The following is a 20,372-nucleotide window of genomic DNA, read 5'->3' on the forward strand; positions in this document are numbered from 1 at the left end:
ACAGACAATAATTTTATTTTTTTTCATTATGCCTCAACCAATAATTCGCTATTGGCTTTTACCAACTGGTCCTTGCCGTAAACCGATACCGTGATTTCAACAGGTGCAAGATTTTTGATCATTACACCCTCCTTGCTTACCTTGATATTCAGCAATGCACCGCGGAAACCGATATGGAACGAGAATGATGCCCACTTCTCTGGTATAAACGGCTGGAAAAGCAATTTCCCATCCCGTACACGCATCCCCCCAAAACCTTCAACAACAGCCATCCAGGTGCCGGCCATTGATGTAATGTGGCAGCCATCTTCTGTATCGTTGTTATAATCATCCAGATCTAAACGGGCGGTACGCAGGTAAAACTCATAGGCACGCGCCTCATCGCCCAGTTTGGCAGCCAATATAGCATGCACACATGGCGATAGTGATGACTCATGCACCGTACGGGGCTCATAATAATCAAAGTTTCTGCGGATGGTTTCTATATCATATTGGTCTTCAAAAAAGTAGATCCCCTGTAAAACGTCGGCCTGCTTAATATAGCATGAACGCAAAATCCTGTCCCAGCTCCATTTTTGGTTCAACGGGCGATCTGTAGCGGGCAGGTCCTTAACAAGTATCTGCTCTTTATCAAGATAGCCATCCTGCTGTAAAAATACCTGTTGCTTTGCATCGTAGCCATAGTACATTTTATCAATAATATGGGCAAACCTCGATGTTTCGGTAGCCTCATCAAAACTGATCTTGCTTACCAGCGCATTGTATTTGGCATTATCTGCAGCTTTCACCTTATCAATAACCTCCATGGTATATTGCATACACCAGGTGGCTAGTTTGCTGGTATACCAGTTGTTGTTAACGTTGTTTTCATACTCATTAGGCCCGGTTACGCCCAGCATCACGTATTGCCCCTTATCCTGCGACCAGCTAACCCTTTGCGACCAGAACCTGGCTATCGCGATCAAAACCTCCAAACCATAATCGGCCAGGTAAGCTTCATCGGCAGTATAGCGCACATAGTTGAAAATGGCATACGCTATAGCACCATTACGGTGAATCTCCTCAAAAGTGATCTCCCATTCGTTATGGCATTCGGTGCCATCCATAGTAACCATTGGGTACAGAGCTGCACCGTTTTTAAAGCCCAACAGGGCCGCGTTTTCAATAGCCTTACCCAATTGCTTATAGCGGTATAAAAGAAGGTTACGGGTAACCTTTTGCGGTGCAGTTGACAAATAAAAAGGCACACAGTAAGCCTCGGTATCCCAATAAGTTGAGCCTCCGTATTTTTCGCCGGTAAAGCCTTTAGGACCAATATTTAAACGATCATCTTCGCCGGTATAAGTTTGGTTTAACTGGAAAATATTAAAACGGATAGCCTGCTGTGCAGATACATCTCCTTCGATGATGATATCGTTATGCTTCCATTTTTCGGCCCAGGCAGCTGCTTGTTCGGCCAGCATGGTATCAAAACCTTTGGCAGTGATGCGTTTTAATGTTGAAGCTAATTGTTCAACCAACTCTTCGGGCTTGTAATTTTGTGAGGACAGGTTAGCCACATATTTTATAATGCTGATGCCTTGCCCCTGCTGTGCCTGCAATTCAATTTTTGAGGCAACGTATTTTTCTTTTTGGATAGATTCAGTTTTGGGTTGGATAGCCTCCCCATTTTGCACTACACTGAACTTCATGCCGGTTGCCACCTCGAAACCTGTTTTTTTGGTGCGCATTACAATGTAACCGCCATCGGGCTGGTTTTCTTTACTTATCTCGTCCCAAAATTTTTCATCGTAGTTGGAGTCCTTGTTCATCACATCACCGTCAATAGCCGGGGTAATGGTAATAGTACCGCTAAAATTTATCGGGGTGATGGTATAGTTTATAGCAGCGGTTTCATCATCAACCATGCTGCAAAAGCGACATGCCTCAACCTCAACCTGCTTACCTGATGCAGTTTTGGCTGTAAAACTACGTTTCAGGTAACCTTCTTTCATGTTGAGTTCCTTGCGAAAATTGCTTACCACGCATTTGGCCAGGTCAAGCTGCTCGCCATCAAGCACAATATCAATGATCGTCCAGTTGGCGGCGTTAAGCACTTTGGCAAAATATTCGGGATATCCGTTCTTCCACCAGCCAACGCGGGTTTTATCGGGATAATAAACTCCCGCAACATAGTTACCCAACAGGGTTTCGCCGCTGTAAGCTTCCTCAAAGTTTGCACGCTGACCCATGCGGCCATTTCCTAAACTAAATATGCTCTCAGATATTTGATGATGATGCGGATCAAAGCTCTCTTCAAATATCTTCCATTCATCAACTTTAATATAGTCCTTCATTTAATTCCAATTGTAATAATGTTTAAGCCTTTACATGTCATTGCGAGCGCAGCGTGGCAATCGCGAACTTACAGAGCGGGCCTGCATGGTTCGCGGTTGCTTCGTCGTTCCTCCTCGCAATGACATATCGAGGCTCTATAATTTAAATAACTTATCTAACGTCATTTTATCCAGCCCGCTGATTACCAGGTCAGCATCCAGTACGCCGGGCTGGCCTATGCCAACTACCTTCATACCGCCGGCTTTGGCTGCCTCAACACCTGCAATGGCATCCTCAAATACCACACATTCTTCGGGTTCAACGCTCAGCTCCTTTGCGCCCTGCAAAAACACTTCAGGATCTGGTTTGGCCTTGCTTACTTTGTTGCCATCAATAACAGCATCAAACAGGTTGGTAATCCCAATCTTGTTAAGTATGGTCATGGAGTTTTTACTGGCCGATCCTAATGCTATTTTAATACCGGCTTTGCGGCAGATCTCTACAAACTCCCTAGCCCCGGGCAGTATCTCATCGGGTTTCATCTGGTTTACCATCTCCATATACCAGGTATTTTTTTGGGTGGCCAATACTTCCTGCTCTGCGGCGGTTTTAGTTACGCCTCCCCAGCCCAAAATAAGTTCAAGCGAGCGCACACGGCTCACGCCTTTCAGCTGTTCGTTCTGATGCTCGGTAAAATCGAAACCTAATGAGTTGGCCAGCCTTTTCCAGGCTTTATAGTGATAAATGGCTGTATCTACAATTACACCATCCAGATCAAAAATGCAAGCTTTAATATTGTTCATTGTAACTTTTTAGATACATGGCTCAAAGCCACTAAGATATAATTTTTAATGAGTAACGCCCGGTAAAATTTCAAGCACTAATGTGGCTTTTCCTGGTATAGTAAGTTGCGCCAAATCAACCGGTTCGTCTGTAATCACATTACGGGCTTTTTTAGCATCACCTATCCGTTCAAAGTATCTTTCGGTAGTGGTAGTTTGTTCTTTATCGCTGCTGTTGAATATAATCATCACCGTTTTTTGCGCATCATACCTAAAATATACATAAATGCCTTTCTCTGGTACAAACTGCATCATTTTGCCGGTTTGCAAAGCGGTTGTACTTTTACGGTAATTAGCCAGCTTGCTTACATAATCATAAGCTTCATTTTCTTTTTTACTGCGACCGTTAGCTGTAAACTTATTGTCCTTATCGCCCTTCCATCCGCCGGCAAAATCTTCACGCACCAAACCATCCGGATCTGAATAGTTTTTCATCAGGATCTCATCGCCATAATATAATTGTGGTACACCGCGCATGGTAAGCAACATAGCCACGGCAGATTTATACTTGGTAAAATCTTCTTTCACCATGGATAACAGGCGGCTCATATCATGGTTATCCATAAATATGGTGTTGCGGGTAGCATCCTGGTATAAAAAATCCTGTGCTATCACTGAGTAAAGGCGACCAACACCATCCGTCCAGCCATCATTGCCGTTCAAAGCTTCGTAAATGGCATCTTTCAATACGCCATCGGTTACGCCCGGCAAGTGCGTGTCCATACCGCGGTTAACGGTATTTCCCTGCGTAAAAAATGCCTGGTTAGCTGCCGACCATACCAGCGTTTCGCCAAATATGGAAAGCTTAGGAAACTCGGTTTTAACATCCTGCGCCCACTTGGCCATATAAATGGGATCGTTATACGGGTAGGTATCCAAACGGAAACCATCTAAACCCGAATACTCTACCCACCAGATGTGGTTTTGGGTTAAATAATTTTGCACGTAGGTATTATTCTGGTTCATATCGGCCATCCGGTGGTCAAACCAGCCGTCAGCCATCAGCTTGCGATCCATTGGTGAAGCATGAGGATCCATCACCGCGGCATCCCTGAAGTTTGATTTGGTATACTTTGGCCATTGGTGTACCCAGCTTTTCATCGGCATATCCATAATGGTATAGCCTTCTGTACCGGCGTGGTTATGAACAAGATCTTTGATAACCTTCAATCCCATTGCATGGCATTTTTCTACAAATTTTTTGTACAGGTCATTGGTGCCATAACGTGGGTCTATTTTATAATAATCAGTTACAGCATAGCCATGGTATGATGCATGTGGCTCATCGTTCTCAATTTCGGGGGTTAACCATATGGCGGTAACGCCCAAACCTTTTAAATAATCCAGGTGGTTCATGACACCCTGCAGGTCGCCACCGTGGCGGCTGTACATAGAATCGCGGTGAACACCTTTTTCGCGCATATTATCAAATGAGTCGTTGCTTTCATCGCCATTGGAGAAACGATCGGGCATGATCAAATAGATCAGATCCTTGCTGGTTACACCCTGGGCCCGGCCTGCTGATCTATCGCGATTTTTGAGCGCATATTCGTAAACAAGGTCCTTTTGACCGGCCTTTGTAAATTTTATCGGGAACGTTCCCGGACGTGCCGATGAAAAAATCTGCAGATCGAGGAATAAATAATTTGAATTTTCAACTTTGTGCACTGCTTTAAGCTTCACACCAGGGTAATTTAATACCACATTGCGGCCTGCAATATTATCGCCGTGAACAATTAACTGCAGGTTGGGGTTGCTCATGCCCACCCACCAAAACATGGGCTCTACGCGCTCCAGGGCCGGTATTTGAGCCATTGTTCCCAATGCCAGCATTAAGCAGCAAAAGGTAAATAGTAAAGTTTTTTTCATATTTAACAGGTCAAAAAAAATAATTGGTTGCGTAACGGGTTTGTGACCAGTATCCGCGTTTCAAATTTATAATAAAAATGATTTGTTGTATGAAAAAGTTAAATATTATTAAGGGGGATAAATCAGCCGTCAAAAAAAATTAATCTTATTTGGATTAATTATAAATAATAGCGACATTTGTACTATTATATGATTGCAACGCTTAGCCCAACAACCCAATGGACCGATGTTTTTAAAACAGCAAAAGGAGCCGTTTATCAATGCGATGAAGAGCGCTGCTGGTATGTTGATTTTGCCGGGAAGGTTGCCAAATTTGATTACCGTTGTTTGCTAAAACTCCGTAAAGCAGTTTATCATATAGATATTGAACACGCCCTGTTAAACACCACCAAAGATCCTGATGTGGAGATCATTTTCATCTGCGCCTGCGATCATTGCTACGTTTTGTCCCTTTTACAGATCATCGCCCTTAAAGAAATTTTAGAAGGCACTTTTGTAATGCTGGAATTGAACCGCATCCTCCATGAGCGGCTTTTTACTGTTTCCGTATAGTTATTTAGATTAAATTCATATTGTTTTAATATTGATCTAATTTGAATTTATAGCATTATTATTGTATATAATTCTGCTGTAGGTTCGAAAAACTCAATTTAACCCAATCATGAAAGATTTACTCCGCATAAAAAGCCTAATTTCTACCGAGATAGAAACGCTTTTAAATCAACAGGTAAAAAAAGAAGCCTACTCTTCATCGGTATACCTTTCAATGGCATCATGGTGTAACCGTAATGGTTATGATTTCTCATCCGACTACTTTTTTAAGCAAGCAGAAGAGGAAAGACTACACCAGTTAAAATTTTATAAATACATTCTTGATATGGGTGGCAATTCCATCTCCCCGGAAATCACCGGCATCAAACAGGAATATAACTCGTTTCGTGAAGTTTTTGAGGAAGCTTTAGACCAGGAGATCAGCGTTACCAACGCCATCAAAAACATATATGCCCGCTGCATGAAAGAGCAGGATTTTATAACCATGGAATTTTTAAACTGGTTCCTGAAAGAACAACGCGAAGAAGAATATAAAGCACGCCGTGCGCTGGAATTATTTGAAGTGATAGGTGAAGAAGGAACCGGCCGCTGGCAGATTGATAAACATGTTGGCGAAATAAAATATAACGCAGGGGCGTAACGCCCTATAAATCTCCCCTAAGGGAAAGATTTGAAAAGAAAAAGTCCTTTTGCTAATTGCAGAAGGACTTTTTTTATTATCTCATTTGTCGTCCTATTGGGAGCTATGATGTGTTGCAAAAAAACTTCTGTCATCCTGAGCGATAGCGAAGGATCTATTTACAGACTATACAGGGCGAAGAGGCATGGCGTAGAATAGATGCTTCACTACGTGCCAGAATGACAAGTTGTTGAACCCCAGACTTACGAAGTTTTAAAAACTTCGTAAGTCTTTCGCCGCTTCCTGTTCCCTCAGGGTCTCTTTGAAAAGAGACCCTGAAACCGCTTGATAAGTATATACCATGCGTATTTGACTTGCGTGGTTCCTCAGGGTCCTCCTTTGGAGAGACCCTGAGAGGACGAAACAAAAAAAAGTCCTTTCGCTGATTGCAGAGGGACTTTTCTGTTCCCTCAGGGTCTCCTTGAAAAGGGACCCTGAGGCCGCTTGCTAAGGTATATACCATGTATATTTGACCTGCATGGTGCCTCAGGGTCCTCCTTTGGAGAGACCCCGAGGGGACGAAACAAAAAAAGGTCCTTTTGCTGATTGCAGAAGGACTTTTTTGTCAGGACTCTTTATTCAAAAGTCTCCCCTACCGGGGGAGATTTAGAGGGGGCCGAGTCTCTACTCTATTAAATCCATCAGCTTCAGCACATCTTTGGCCCTGTATTCACTCAACCAGGTATTGCCGGGTTGGATACTGCAAACGGGGGCAAATTTGCATCTATCCGTACACTCCGTTTCTATTACTTCAATTTCTTCTTTTCCGTGGTGATGTTTAATGTATGATTTGGCAAGTTTATACATTTCCTTACCGCCTCTTTTGCCGCATTTACTCCCGGTGCATACATACAGTACCTTATCGGGTATTGTGAACTTACTCATATGAGGTATGTTATTACAATGTTAAGCTATAACAAAGTTAAAACAATAAAGTTCCATTAAAGTAATCTGAATCAGCGATTTGTCTAATTATCGTAATTTCGATGCCTCATGATACAAATCCGTGATTTGTGCAGGCTTATCTTACTTATTTGTTAAAAGTTTAGCCTTTATCAATTTGGCCGCCTTGGTATATCCTCCTTCGGCCCCGTCCACAAAATGAATATGGCCATCGTCCCAATCTCGTACGTAACATGACATTACGGACTCTCTGCTTACATGAAAACCATAATACAGTTCTCCTTCGTTTTCCAGTTTATTTAAAGCGTCCTGCAATTGTTTGCGCTGGGATGATGTGCCGGTTATAACCGTATTTATTTTACCATCTATCACCAGCGTATCCGACATTTCTACCAGCTTAGTCAAATAGTGCTTTCCCTTTTCGGTGCGGAAATAAATAAACCCGTATAAATTGACAAACCACGTTTGCATCAGCTCAAAAAAGCGAACGTTGCCTATCCTTATCCGTAGCTCTGTCTCAATCCTGTCAAAGGTTGTTTTAAGTCGCAGTTTGGCTACCGAAATGGGTTGTCTTTTTTTGGGATCGCCGTAAATCTCGTCGATGTAGCACATTACTTTTCTGAAAACGTCGGCCTGCCCGCCTTCATGCGCCGCCACAACCAATAATGAAAGAACCTCGTGGCTGTTCTGCGGCGGGGCAATTGCGTCCCAGCGGCATTGCATCCCCGTTAAGTCAACCTCCCCCAATTGCGCGGCATAGTTTAGTGCAATTTCATTTCCTTTAATCAGCTTTTCGGCAAAACTTAAACCGTTGCCCAAAACAATCGGAATAGAAAATGCTTCGGACATGCAAAACTTGGTTATCCGCAGTTTATATCCCTGCTCATAAACCTGTTTAACAGGTACCGTACCTGTACGTAGCTCCATTTCAAAATTTGTCATCGTGTTATCCTTGTACAAAAGCAAGGCACTCATAACAGTGTTGATAATTGAAGAGGGCACCAGGAACGTTGCGCCATCCCCGCCAAAAAAAAATGGAACCGTTATGCGGGCCTTTAAAGCAATGTTAAGCACAGATATGATGCTACCCGTAGCAATAAGGTTTACGTTTTGCGATCCGCCCTCAAGCACGGCAAGGGTTGAGTTTTTAATATCGGTAATAACAACGTGCCAATCATCAGGAACATCCATAAAGAGCTCCTCTTTAATAAAAAGCTCGCCGAGGGGCATGTTGTTAACCAGGAGGTTGCCGTAAAAGTGATCGTTATTTGCCAACATGGATTTATAACTACATTTATAAAACTATGATTATAACCAATTGAACCTGAACACTAAATTACCTTTTTGACAGCGAATATTATTGATTTTTTATAATTACCAAAGCCAATTAAGCTGGGATCAAAAAAAATAAAAAATATTTGCGCAAGCCATCAGTTACCCATAAACTTGATAGCCCGCAATTGAATTTTTTAAACCAAAAACATAAAACCAAATAACATGAAAGCTATTGAAATTATCTCCATCCCGGTTACTGATCAGTTAAAGGCGAGGGATTTTTACCTCCAACTCGGCTTCGAAGTCCTGGTTGAAGCGCCTTTTGGTCCCGGTGAATCGCAATGGATCCAGATGGCTTATCCAGGTTCGGCGGTTTCCATCACACTGGTCAACTGGTTTCCCGAAATGAAGGCCGGTAGCACCCGCGGCCTGGTGATTAAAACAGATAACCTTAACGCCGATATAACAGATCTTACGGCTAAAGGCATCGAATTAGGCAAAGTGGATGAAACACCATGGGGCAAATTCCTCGCCATCAAAGACCCGGACGGGAATGTGGTGAGTTTGCATGGAGATAGATAGATGTGCAGATGATGGAAGGGATTTTTTGTTTTTTTCTGAACCGGGATTAAACTGATTTATCCGATTTTTTGGATTTGACTTGCCTATTTATTAAAATCGGAGGAATCCATTAATCCGAATAATCCCGGTTCAGACAAAATCATCTGCACATCTGAAACCTAAAATTTGCACATCTGACTTCAATTTGCACATCTAATTTTAATCTGCACATTTGTAACAGATGTTAAAAAAGTACTACTCCCTCCTCCTGATCATTCTTTTTACCCTGTGGGGTTGTAACCGCAAACCCGATAATTTATATAAAGTTGTAAAAATTAAAGATGGCGATACCATTGGTTTACTCAGTAGTGATAACCAGGAAATGACCGTCAGGCTGGCCGAGGTTGATTGCCCTGAAAAAACACAAGCATTTGGGCAGGCAGCTAAAAAGTTCACTTCGGATATTTGCTTTGGAAAGTATGTGAAGCTGATTGGTAATGTACATGACCGTTACGGCCGCACTGTAGCCCTGGTAATTTTGGAGGATGGTACTAATGTAAATTATGCATTGGTAAAAAATGGTTTCGCCTGGCAATACAAACAATATTCGCAAAGTGCAGAGCTCGCCCGGTTGGAACAACAAGCCCGGGAAAGCAAACTTGGCCTGTGGCTGGATGCCAATCCAACACCTCCCTGGGAATACAGGCGCGAAAAAAAATCGGGCAACCGTGCAACCAAATCCGATAGCCTGCAAAATAAACCTAAAAAACATTACAGGAAGCGCAAACCAAAGCTTGAAGAAGTATATTAAAACGCTAACTTTATAGGCGATATCTCCCTAAACTAATGAAGTTTATAAAAGCATTTTTATCAATTGCCCTTACGTTAGCCCTTATTTGGGTGCTACAAACAAAATTTGGTCCGGTGCCCCCATTGGGTAAGTTTTTAAGTCCGGCAGATGGCTTTTGGCAAAACGCCGAGAGCAAGCATATTTTAACTACCAATAAGTTAAACCTGCCAGGCCTGCAGGATGAGGTAACTATTAAGTACGATGAGAACCGCATCCCGCACATATTTGCCAAAAACGAGCATGACCTTTATTATGCGCAAGGTTATGTAACCGCAACCGATCGGCTTTGGCAAATGGATATCCAAACCCGCAGCGCGGCCGGACGATTGGCAGAGGTTGCCGGTCCTCAGGCATTGGAAATAGACCGTTACCACCGCCGCATGGGCATGGTTTATGGCGCCGAAAAAACGCTGAAAGCCATGATGCGCGATAAGCCGATAGCTGATATAATAACAGCTTACACTGAAGGTGTAAACGCATATATACACCAGCTTGGTCCGCGGCAATACCCGCTTGAATTTAAGTTACTGGATTATGCCCCGGAAGATTTTAAGCCCATCAACTGTGCATTTTTATTAAAGCTGATGTCAGAAACATTGGCAGGCGGCTCAAACGAGTTTGCCATGAGCAATATATTGAAGCACTTTGGAGCTAACGCTACCAATGACCTTTTCCCTGATTACCCGATGAGGGAAGACCCTATTATCCCGGTAGGCACCAAATGGAGCTTTAAACCACTACCTATTCCAAAACCATCTGCAAGCTTTTTAGCGTCAATGAATGATAGTGCCCGGCGGGCGGTAAAAGAAGAAGGTATAGGCAGCAATAACTGGGCGGTTGCCGGCAGTAAAACAGCCAACGGTTATCCTATTTTGGCCAATGATCCGCATTTGAATTTAACCTATCCATCCATTTGGTTCCAGGTACAGCTTTCTGCACCGGGTATAAATGTTTACGGGGTGAGTTTACCGGGTGCGCCTTGCGTTATCCTTGGTTTTAATAATAACATCAGCTGGGGTATTACCAATGTTGACGCCGATGTGCTGGATTGGTACCAGGTTAAATTTAAGGATGATAAAAAGAACGAATACTGGTATAATAACCAATGGAACAAAACCAGCCGAAGGGTTGAGGTGATCGGCATTCGTGGCCAAAAACCATTGTATGATACCGTTATTTATACCCACCACGGCCCTGTAGTTTATGAGGATAAAAGTAAAACAACAGCGCACACACCAGATTTTGTTCCTGTTGGCGACGCCTTAAGGTGGATAGCACATGATGAATCGGACGAGCTGATGACCATGTATATCCTGAACAAGGGTAAAAACTATGATGATTACCGCAAAGCACTTACTTATTTTAATGCTCCGGCATCAAACTTTGTATTTGCCAGCAGGGATAATGATATCGCGATTACCCCTAACGGCAAATTCCCGCTGAAATTTAAAGACCAGGGGAAATTCATTTTGGATGGCAGCGACCCATCAAACGACTGGCATGGCTGGATCCCCTTTGATCAAGACCCTACTGTTAAAAATCCGCCGAGGGGATTTGTAAGTTCGGCAAATCAATCATCAACAGATCAAACTTATCCTTATTACATCAATTGGTCGTTTGCGCCATACCAGCGCGGTAAACGCATTAATGACAGACTTAGCGCAATGCAAAAAGCTACAGTTGATAGCATGCGTATTTTGCAAACCGATGTATACAGCATAAGGGCACAGGATATCATGCCGGCAATGTTGAAATATGTTGATGCATCAAAGCTCGATCAAACACAACTTGCCGCTTTAAACGCTGTAAAAACATGGGATAAAAACTTTTCGATAAACTCAATTGGTGCAACTATTTTTAGTAACTGGTGGCTTAAGGTTTATGATATGGTATGGAGTGATGATTTTGCTGCGAAAAACTTGCAGGCCAATTACCCATCGATGGATCGTACTGAAAAACTGATCCTGCAGGAGCCCAATTCAAAATGGTTTGATGATATCCGTACCCCGGCAAAAGAAACATGCACCGATATTATCAACAATGCGTTTACAAGTACTATTGACGATCTGACACATAAATATGGCAAACCCGGCAAAAGCTGGCAATGGGGATCTGTTAAAAAAATGGAGATCTCGCATCTTACCAACCAGGAAGCATTAAGCTCCGGAAATTTTGCATCAGGCGGTACCGGCTCAACGGTTAACGCGTTGAACAACGGGCATGGTCCATCATGGCGTATGGTGGTACAAATGGGACCAACAGTAAAAGGATATGGTATTTTACCCGGCGGAGAAAGTGGCAACCCAGGCAGTTTTTATTATGATGACATGCTAAAAACCTGGCAAAACGGGCAGCTTAAAGAACTGCTTTTCATGCAATCTGCAGATGAAAAATCAAATCGCATCAAAACAACCTTAACCATTAGCAACAAAAAATAAAGATCATGCTATTCCTCATTATACTCATACTTTCATTTGCAAGCGGTTTCTTTTTACCCTGGTGGGTGGTGGCCATCGCGGCATTTTTAGCCGCTTTTTTTGCGGGCAAAACACCCGGACAAGCCTTTGTATCAGGATTTAGCGCTGTATTTATTGTATGGATAGTTTTGGCACTATTCAAAAGTATCCCCAACGATCACATATTGGCTAAACGCATAGCTGAGCTTTTCCATTTACCCTCATGGGGATTTATATTGGTGATCAGCGGCCTTGTTGGCGGCTTAGTTGCCGGGTTTGCTGCCCTATCGGGCTTATTGGTGAAGAGAGCTTTGGAGAAGCCGCAAAATAAGTAATTATCAATTACAAGGATAAAAGCAATCTCCGGCTTACAGAGCTGATCTGTGTAGCATGGAGATCGCTTTCATCATCACAATGACGATATAAACATCAATTATTTAAAATCTTTTAAACTGGCCCGCAATACAGTAACTGCTTCCGAATCATTTTTTGACGCGGCAAATATTTCCTGTGAGGTGTCATCGTTGCCGTAAAAATTGCTATTGGCATTATTATCAATAATAATACCTGAGCCATTTAAACTTATACCGGCAAACAATCCACGGCTGCGCGAATAGGAATAAATTTCGGCTTCCAGTTTATAATCGGTAGTGGCCGATTTGTTTTTATTAGTTGGGCCTGCTGCTGCAGAGATATCGCCCCCGATAGTAAAATTACCTTTTTTGATATCGGTTAACACCCTTTTATGGCGAAATACCAATATCAGATCTACAGATTGTACGCCTATCTGGAAACCAACGCTACCGCCTGTAAGGGTTACAAAAACAGGATCGCTCCATTTGCCATCGCCCAACTTTACCATAGCTACACCCTTGCCCCTTTTGCCGCCAATACCAAAACCGGCGTTGATCAGTTTTGGGATAATTACGATACCCTCATAATCTTTTAACAATTGCGGCGGTATACTTTCCTTCATCTGGCCAAAATCCTTTAGCACATTGGCTGCATTGTGCACACGCTCTGTTTCTTTATCATCTGTTTTTGCCGATATCAGTACAAAAAACAGGCTTAATATCAGCGGAAATTTCAAAAATCTCATTGTTTTCATGGAGTAAATAAATTACAATTATAAGAGTTATCAACGTAATCACTCCCTAAAAAGTGCCGCTGTTTATGAATTAAATTATAGGGTAGTATACATTTATTACCGAGAGCTTTTTTTGTTACCCTGCAATTGCCTGCAACTTTGCATGATATAGATATAAGTAATTATGGAAAGGCGGCAAAACATTGGGTAGCCGAAAAAACCCACATTTTAAAAAGCGATGAGCTTAAACAACCCATCGCCTTTTTTTAAAGATCTATGCTCTGTTGTGTGAGGATCTGAACTTTAAAATGTTTTCAAAGTTTCCTTTAACACTGCAACTGATTCTTTGTTACTTTTTGACATCGCAAATATATCGGCCGAAGTAGCATAGTTACCATAAAAATTAGCGTTGCCTTTCTTATCTATGCCCAGGTTTGAGCCATTTATGGTGATACCGGCAAACAAACCACGGCTACGCGAATATGAATACACTTCTGCTTCCAATTTATAATCGGTGCTGGCGGTTGAGCTGCGGCCAACCGGGCCAGCTGCTGCCGAGATATCGCCACCTATGGTAAAATCGCCGTTTTTAACTTTGGTGAGCACGCCTTTATGGCGGAACACCAAAACCAAATCGACTGATTGTACGCCTATCTGTAAACCAATACTTCCACCTGTTAAAGTTACAAATACAGGGTCGCTCCATTTACCACCAGCCAGTTTTACCATGGCAACTCCCTTGCCGTGCTTACCTCCAATACCTAAACCGGCATTAATCAGTTTGGGAATAATAACAATACCTTCATACTGCTTCAATAACTCGCCCGGAATACTTTCCTTCATTTTGCCAAATTCCTTCATCACATTTGCAGCGCTGTGCACGCGCTCATTTTCCTTATCTCCTGCTTTTGCCGATATCAGCACAAGAAAGAGACTCAATATCAGCGGGGTTATTAAAAATTTGATTGTTTTCATGGGATCGATTATTTATTATACATCTTGATTATCATCACATTATCAACCCCAAAACCGGACGCTTTGTTTTTCAATTAAATTATTTAACTACGCAGTTAATTCGCTCAATTTTACAGATAAAGCAGCAAGCTTGGGCGTTACGGGCATGTAAATAAGCAACCTCCTCGTTTTTATCAAATATCTCCTCTATCAGCTCATCAACATCCGCATCGCCAACAAGCCGGGTAAAAACCATCATTTGTTCATGACTATACCCGATAAGCGACAATGGAAAGCTTTGTTTGTTGGCCTTAATCTCGGGCGGGAAACGAAAAACATCGCTGTATTCCTCCACGTCGGCAGCATTTATGAAAACCGGACCGGGCTGGTTATAGGCGTTCTCTACCTCAAAAGGCGAATGCTTAAATAATAAACGCATATCCACGCCTTTGTTAAATGGTTTTAAAGATATGCGGCAAGGTCCCAGCCCCGTAGCTAGTTGCTCTACAACCGGGTTACCAAAATCATCGGTCATGGTTGCTTTTATCCGCTGAACACAAGCTTTTGAAAGTGGTAGTATTTTAAATTTATTCATGGTGTTATATTTTTATAAATCAAAGGTCTGGCTATCATGGCTGGTTTAAAACCCGGAACTTGCGGAGATTTTGTCTGAGGAGAGGAATTTTGTCTGAACCGGAATTCTTCGAATTAAAGAATTTTGAGAATTTATGTATAGCTTCCCATTGCAGTATTTTAAAATTCGGTTGATTCCTTAATTCTATAAATTCCGGTTCAGACATTCTGAAATTTGCACATCTACACATTTCCCTATCTTTGCATCAAATGAGTATCCCGGATAAAAAACAGGTATTTTCAATAAATAATAAGGAGCAGTTTGAAGAGGCAGCTCTACAGATCTTTAACTACCAGGCCAAAAACTGCGCGGTTTACGGGCAGTTTATATCGGGGTTAAAAATCAATCCTGATAAAATTAACGCTGTAGATCAAATTCCATTTTTACCTATCGAGTTCTTTAAATCGCACCAAATCCTCAGCACAAAGGAGCCGGTTCAAGTAACGTTCACCAGCTCGGGCACTACGGGGATGGTAACCAGCAGCCATTATGTAATCGATAAAACCTGGTATGAAGACAGCTTCCGTAATGCCTTCCATTTGTTTTATGGCGACATCAAAAATTATACGGTGCTGGCGCTGCTGCCCTCTTACCTGGAGCGGGAAGGATCATCGCTGATTTATATGGTTGATGAACTGATTAAGTTATCTGGCAACCAGGATAGCGGCTTCTTTTTATACAACCATGACGAGCTTCACCATCAGCTAAAAAAACAGCAGGATGCTAAAAAACCCACATTATTAATTGGCGTTACTTTTGGATTACTTGATTTTATTGAAAATCACCATATTGATTTCCCCGAACTGATTGTGATGGAAACAGGGGGGATGAAAGGCCGCCGTAAGGAAATGATACGGGAGGAATTACACGAAGTGTTATGTAAGGGTTTCGGGGTTAAAACCATTCATTCGGAGTATGGCATGACCGAACTGCTTTCACAGGCCTATTCAAAAGGCGAAGGTATTTTTGACTGCCCACCCTGGATGAAGATCATCATCCGTGATACTAACGACCCTATCAGTACGTTAACCACAGGTAAAACCGGAGGTATTAACGTTATTGACCTGGCTAATATCAATTCCTGCTCGTTTATTGCGACACAGGACCTGGGTAAAACTTATGCCGACGGCTCCTTTGAGGTATTAGGCAGATTTGACCAGAGCGATATTCGTGGCTGTAATTTGCTGATTGCTTAAAACTTATAGCCAACTGAAGTATTATTATTATTTTTGCGCGCATCATAAATGCTAAAAACATGATTGAGAAATTTTTAAACGAAGAACAAGATCCAAAAACGGTTGAAAAAGTTTATTCCCGTTTGGTCGACCTGCTTTCTTCAGGTGAAGAGGTAATATATATTGCCGTTCAGAAAAAGCCATTGGTGAATTTATTTCCTGATTGTATTGCTATAACCAACAAGCGTATATTGTTTTTTACCCCGGCAAACCTGGGCCTTTCTATTAAATTTGTTGATTTTGTATGGAAGGATATAGTTGATGTATATACTAAAGAAGAAATCATTGGTGCAGTATTTAGTGTAAAAACCACCAACGGTGCAGAGATGGCTGTTGATTACCTACCCAAAATACAAGGCCGTAAATTATACCAATATGCCCAGGAACGTAAAGAGGTTGAGCGTGAAGCCCGCCGCCTGCGCGACCTGGAACAAAAACGTGCCGAATCTGGCTCTATTCAATTTGAGAACCCAACTGCAGCACATGCTTCAACCGCTCAACAGGCATATGCCGCGCAAGCGCCCGTAGCTGCGCCTCAACCACCGCCGCCAGCACCGGCACCTATTGCACCACCGGCACCTGCCCCAATAGTTCATGAAACACCAAAGCCCGATGAGCTTACCGAAAAATTAAAGAAGCTGAAAACGCTTTTTGATAATGGTTTGATATCGCAGGAAGAATATAACAATAAAAAACTGGACCTGCTAAGTGACTTTTAGTTATTGAGCATTATATAATTAACAAAAGAAGCTGCCTCAAAAAAGGGCAGTTTTTTTGTTTTGGAAATATTTTCAATTAAAAAGCACCGGAACCGGTAAATCAACAGCCTTATTTGCAGGGTTCAATTATAGTTTGAAAGTTATTTAGGGCTTTTTCTATTTAACTTTTAACTTAGCGTTTAAAAATCATTCATACTATGTCGGCATTATATCCATTAAAATTCAAAACCATATATAAAGATAAAATATGGGGTGGTCAAAAAATCAAGACCTATCTGCATAAAGATTTTGGCGATCTGTCAAACTGTGGTGAAACATGGGAAATATCGGGCGTAAAATCTGATGTATCTGTAGTGGCAGGCGGTGCCCTGGAAGGCGAATCACTTGCCAACCTGCTTGAGCAATATAAAGATGAATTGGTGGGTAAAAAGGTTTATGACCATTTTGGTAATATTTTCCCCTTGCTGGTAAAATTTATTGATGCCAATGATGACCTTTCTATACAGGTGCATCCTGATGATGAGCTGGCTAAAAAACGCCACAATTCTTTCGGTAAAACAGAGATGTGGTATGTTATTGAAACTGATCCGAGTTCAACACTCATAGCCGGTTTTAACCAGGAGTTGGATGAACAAACTTACCTTGATAAGCTAAATAGCGGCCATATCATGGATATTTTAAATAAAGAAAATGTTGCAGCAGGTGATGTTTTCTTTTTACCGGCCGGCCGTGTACATACCATTGGTAAAGGCCTGCTAATTGCCGAAATACAACAAACATCAGATATCACTTATCGCATTTACGACTTTGACCGGGTTGACGATAAAGGTAACAAGCGCGAACTGCATACCCAGGAAGCTCTTGCAGCTATTGATTACAAGCATTATCCCGAATATAAAACCAAATACCAGCCAGCAAAGGACGAGACTGTTAAATTGGTGAGCTGCCCATATTTCACTACCAATTTATTGGATTTTGATAAAAGCACTTCAAAAGACTACTCTTCACTTGATTCTTTTGTGATACATGTTTGTGTTGAGGGAGCCTACAATGTTACTTATAATGGCGAGACTTACCCGGTAAAGATGGGCGAGTGTATTTTGCTGCCAAAAAGCATTGATAAAGTTGAACTGGAAACTACAGGCGGCTTTAAAATACTGGAAAGCTATATTGAATAATAAAATTTATTACAAGTACAGGTCCTGAACTATCAGGATCTGTACTTGTAATTTTTGGTTTCCCGTTGCTCCTGCAACAAATTGATGATCTCACTTAACTGGTACCCGTTTACCGGTTTAAATATATAATCTTCAACGCCGGCAATTTTTCTCGCCCGGTAAATATCGTTCAGATCAATTGAGGAACTGAGCATATAAATTGTGATTATTTTTCCCAGTTGGGGTTTTATCTCTGCAAACTCGTGCATAAATTCCCAGCCATCCATAACAGGCATATTAATATCCAGGAATATCACATCTGGCAAATTATCGCGGTTTAGTGAATTTTTCAACCAGGCAATTGCCGCGTTTCCATTGCTAAAATGAGTTACCTGGCTGTTAAGTCCCTTTAATTTTATTAGTGTTTTAAATCCAAAAGCATAAATCTGATCGTCATCAATTAAGCAAACACGCACGGCATCTTTCTCTACATTCATCTATTGATAGTATATTTAGAATTTTTTTATACTAGCCTAATAGTAAATTTTGTGCCAATATTTACAGTGCTCTCCACTTTGATGGTGCCCCCAAGAGCCTCTATCTGGTTACGTGTTATAAACAAACCAATACCTTTTGCATCTGGATTTTGATGGAATGTTTTATACATCCCGAAAATTTTATCGCCGTAGCGCTCCATATCTATACCTATTCCGTTATCCTCAAAAATGAGGTATATATGATTGCGGTCCTTCAGCGTATGGCATTTTATTAGCGGTTTCCTCGCCGGGTCGCTGTATTTTAAAGAGTTGGTAAGCAGGTTTTGCAGAATGCTCTCCATATAAGCCGGGATATAGCTTATTTGCGGGCATTTACTAAAATCAAGCTCAATTGTAGCATCAAGTGCTTCTATATTACTTTTAAGTGCCGATAAAATATTTTTGAAAAGCGCTTGAAAATCAATTACCGTTCTTTCACGGGTAATTTCGGTTTGTATGGCAACTATTTCATTCAAGTGCTCAATGGTGGTGCTTAAACTATCGCTGATAGACTTAATGTGCGAAAAAATTTCAGTTCGATCCTCATCAACCGCGGTATCATCGTGTAATTTGACCATAAACTGCAGATTACCAGTGTGCGACCTCAGGTTGTGAGATACTATATAAGCAAAATTTTGCAGCCGCCGGTTTTGATCTGTCAGCAAATTTAACGAGGATTCCAATCCAAGAGTTTTTCGCTTTTTATTGTTGATATCCTGGATAATGCCATGTACGGTTACACATTTACCAAAATCATCTATAATAGGTATTCCTTTAGCCCGTACCCATATTACATTGTTTTTTGCCGATCTGAAAAGCAGTTCCAGATCATAAGGCTGGCAAAAGGCGATGGCGCTATCAATAGCATTTTTAATTACGTGGCGATATTGGGGTTCAAAGAAACTTATAGCCTCATCCAACGAAAGCTTAACGTGGTTTTGCAGCTCATAAATATCATATAATTGCTTTGATAACGATAAACCCATAGAAGCAGCATTGATTTCCCAACTGCCCAACTTTGCAATTTTAAGGGTATCCCTGTAAATGGCATCATTATGCGCTGCCTGTATCTGAGCCTGCTTATATTGATTAATGTTGATGAGAGAACCGTAAATGATGTGTCCGGTTTCGTCGTTATATTTCCTTATAGTGCTTTCAAACCAATGATAGCCTGATGTTTTGGTTAGCAGTCTTATTTGTAAAGGCTGAGTAATAGCCGATTGCTGATTACTTAAAGCGGCCAGAAAAGCTGGTTTATCCTGATGGTATAGCAGGTGTTCAAAAAACATGTGATTTGAGCACTCTATTTCGCCCGGTTCATATCCCAAGAGCAAATAAAAGCCGGATGACCACCTAATGTCTTTAGTTGTAATATTATATTCCCATATACCGGCATTAATATTATCGATAATTTGAGCAAGATGCCGCTTGCTATCATCAGAAAATTTATGCCCTATAGAAAAACTCATACAATAAATAACCTCTTCATTTACTTTGTTAATGACACATGCTAATAATAAATCACGTGCCACAATCAGAAAACTATCCCATTTACAACCCGAGGTTGTTTTATATTTTGATGAACTTTTATTTTTTCTTAATAATTATGGGATTCCAAATATAGTATTTGATAGGATATAAACCACTCAAATACTGACAATTACAACAACTTATAACTATAAGTAAATTATTTATACCAAAAGTATGTTTACAATACTCTCTCGTTATGTAATTTATGTGTTATTCT

19 protein-coding genes are annotated in these 20,372 nt (G+C 41.4%); 9 read left to right on the plus strand and 10 right to left on the minus strand.

The genetic code is table 11. The features are described from left to right. Nucleotides 1–26: 26 nt before the first annotated feature. From AC1DYB_RS16140 to AC1DYB_RS16150, 3 genes are all read right to left on the minus strand, one after another. On the minus strand, nt 27–2,336 hold the full coding sequence (locus tag AC1DYB_RS16140) for a glycoside hydrolase family 65 protein (RefSeq protein WP_477436420.1): 2,310 nt from the start codon (nt 2,334–2,336) through the stop codon (nt 27–29). A gap of 135 nt (nt 2,337–2,471) precedes the next feature. Beyond that, nucleotides 2,472–3,119, minus strand: coding sequence for a beta-phosphoglucomutase (gene pgmB / locus AC1DYB_RS16145; protein WP_295714039.1), 648 nt, complete (start codon nt 3,117–3,119; stop codon nt 2,472–2,474). Between the two features lie 45 nt (nt 3,120–3,164). Further along, complete coding sequence (locus AC1DYB_RS16150) at nt 3,165–5,027, minus strand: glycoside hydrolase family 13 protein (protein ID WP_477436423.1); 1,863 nt, start codon at nt 5,025–5,027, stop codon at nt 3,165–3,167. A gap of 189 nt (nt 5,028–5,216) precedes the next feature. On the opposite strand from AC1DYB_RS16150, the gene AC1DYB_RS16155 reads away from it, so the two are divergent. Continuing rightward, a complete protein-coding gene (locus AC1DYB_RS16155; RefSeq protein ID WP_477396667.1) occupies nt 5,217–5,579 on the plus strand; it encodes a hypothetical protein in 363 nt (120 codons plus the stop codon). A 109-nt stretch (nt 5,580–5,688) separates the two neighbouring features. After that, nucleotides 5,689–6,219 carry a ferritin gene (locus AC1DYB_RS16160; protein ID WP_295714047.1) on the plus strand — a complete coding sequence of 177 codons (531 nt, stop codon included), beginning with the start codon at nt 5,689–5,691 and terminating at the stop codon, nt 6,217–6,219. Nucleotides 6,220–6,882: 663 nt separating this feature from the next. Here the strand turns inward: AC1DYB_RS16160 and AC1DYB_RS16165 are convergent. Together AC1DYB_RS16165 and AC1DYB_RS16170 are read right to left on the minus strand one after the other, a co-directional pair. Further along, nucleotides 6,883–7,143 (minus strand): (2Fe-2S) ferredoxin domain-containing protein, encoded by a 261-nt coding sequence (locus tag AC1DYB_RS16165; RefSeq protein ID WP_295714049.1) that lies wholly within the window; start codon nt 7,141–7,143, stop codon nt 6,883–6,885. A gap of 141 nt (nt 7,144–7,284) precedes the next feature. Continuing rightward, entirely contained in the window at nt 7,285–8,439 is a 1,155-nt protein-coding gene (locus AC1DYB_RS16170) for a DUF3095 family protein (RefSeq protein WP_477436426.1), read from the minus strand. 219 nt (nt 8,440–8,658) lie between these two features. Between AC1DYB_RS16170 and AC1DYB_RS16175 the strand changes: the two genes are divergently transcribed. The 4 genes from AC1DYB_RS16175 to AC1DYB_RS16190 all read left to right on the plus strand — a co-directional run bounded on the left by AC1DYB_RS16175 (nt 8,659) and on the right by AC1DYB_RS16190 (nt 12,638). Then, nucleotides 8,659–9,018, plus strand: coding sequence for a VOC family protein (locus tag AC1DYB_RS16175; RefSeq protein ID WP_477436428.1), 360 nt, complete (start codon nt 8,659–8,661; stop codon nt 9,016–9,018). 220 nt (nt 9,019–9,238) lie between these two features. Continuing rightward, entirely contained in the window at nt 9,239–9,808 is a 570-nt protein-coding gene (locus AC1DYB_RS16180) for a thermonuclease family protein (RefSeq protein WP_477436430.1), read from the plus strand. A 35-nt stretch (nt 9,809–9,843) separates the two neighbouring features. After that, on the plus strand, nt 9,844–12,285 hold the full coding sequence (locus tag AC1DYB_RS16185) for a penicillin acylase family protein (RefSeq protein ID WP_477436432.1): 2,442 nt from the start codon (nt 9,844–9,846) through the stop codon (nt 12,283–12,285). 5 nt (nt 12,286–12,290) lie between these two features. Beyond that, a complete protein-coding gene (locus AC1DYB_RS16190; RefSeq protein ID WP_477436435.1) occupies nt 12,291–12,638 on the plus strand; it encodes a hypothetical protein in 348 nt (115 codons plus the stop codon). Between the two features lie 98 nt (nt 12,639–12,736). Here the strand turns inward: AC1DYB_RS16190 and AC1DYB_RS16195 are convergent, their stop codons facing one another. The 3 genes from AC1DYB_RS16195 to AC1DYB_RS16205 form a co-directional block, all read right to left on the minus strand. Next, nucleotides 12,737–13,411, minus strand: a complete 675-nt coding sequence (locus AC1DYB_RS16195) for a lipid-binding SYLF domain-containing protein (RefSeq protein WP_477436437.1) — start codon at nt 13,409–13,411, stop codon at nt 12,737–12,739. A gap of 282 nt (nt 13,412–13,693) precedes the next feature. Next, on the minus strand, nt 13,694–14,365 hold the full coding sequence (locus AC1DYB_RS16200; RefSeq protein WP_477392533.1) for a lipid-binding SYLF domain-containing protein: 672 nt from the start codon (nt 14,363–14,365) through the stop codon (nt 13,694–13,696). Between the two features lie 79 nt (nt 14,366–14,444). Then, the gene (locus AC1DYB_RS16205) at nt 14,445–14,939 is read right to left on the minus strand and encodes a DUF1203 domain-containing protein (RefSeq protein ID WP_477436439.1); all 495 of its coding nucleotides are present in this window, start codon (nt 14,937–14,939) and stop codon (nt 14,445–14,447) included. 248 nt (nt 14,940–15,187) lie between these two features. Between AC1DYB_RS16205 and AC1DYB_RS16210 the strand changes: the two genes are divergently transcribed. From AC1DYB_RS16210 to AC1DYB_RS16220, 3 genes are all read left to right on the plus strand, one after another. Then, nucleotides 15,188–16,174 carry a LuxE/PaaK family acyltransferase gene (locus AC1DYB_RS16210; protein WP_477436441.1) on the plus strand — a complete coding sequence of 329 codons (987 nt, stop codon included), beginning with the start codon at nt 15,188–15,190 and terminating at the stop codon, nt 16,172–16,174. 59 nt (nt 16,175–16,233) lie between these two features. Beyond that, complete coding sequence (locus tag AC1DYB_RS16215) at nt 16,234–16,932, plus strand: PH domain-containing protein (RefSeq protein ID WP_295714076.1); 699 nt, start codon at nt 16,234–16,236, stop codon at nt 16,930–16,932. A 197-nt stretch (nt 16,933–17,129) separates the two neighbouring features. After that, nucleotides 17,130–18,110: a type I phosphomannose isomerase catalytic subunit gene (locus AC1DYB_RS16220; RefSeq protein WP_477436443.1), complete on the plus strand. Its 981-nt coding sequence runs from the start codon at nt 17,130–17,132 to the stop codon at nt 18,108–18,110. A 32-nt stretch (nt 18,111–18,142) separates the two neighbouring features. Here the strand turns inward: AC1DYB_RS16220 and AC1DYB_RS16225 are convergent, their stop codons facing one another. Together AC1DYB_RS16225 and AC1DYB_RS16230 are read right to left on the minus strand one after the other, a co-directional pair. Beyond that, nucleotides 18,143–18,586 carry a response regulator gene (locus AC1DYB_RS16225; RefSeq protein WP_477436445.1) on the minus strand — a complete coding sequence of 148 codons (444 nt, stop codon included), beginning with the start codon at nt 18,584–18,586 and terminating at the stop codon, nt 18,143–18,145. A 26-nt stretch (nt 18,587–18,612) separates the two neighbouring features. Continuing rightward, complete coding sequence (locus AC1DYB_RS16230; RefSeq protein WP_477392523.1) at nt 18,613–20,094, minus strand: PAS domain-containing sensor histidine kinase; 1,482 nt, start codon at nt 20,092–20,094, stop codon at nt 18,613–18,615. Between the last annotated feature and the right edge of the window lie 278 nt (nt 20,095–20,372).

It is taken from the genome of Mucilaginibacter sp. P2_A4 (assembly GCF_056405015.1).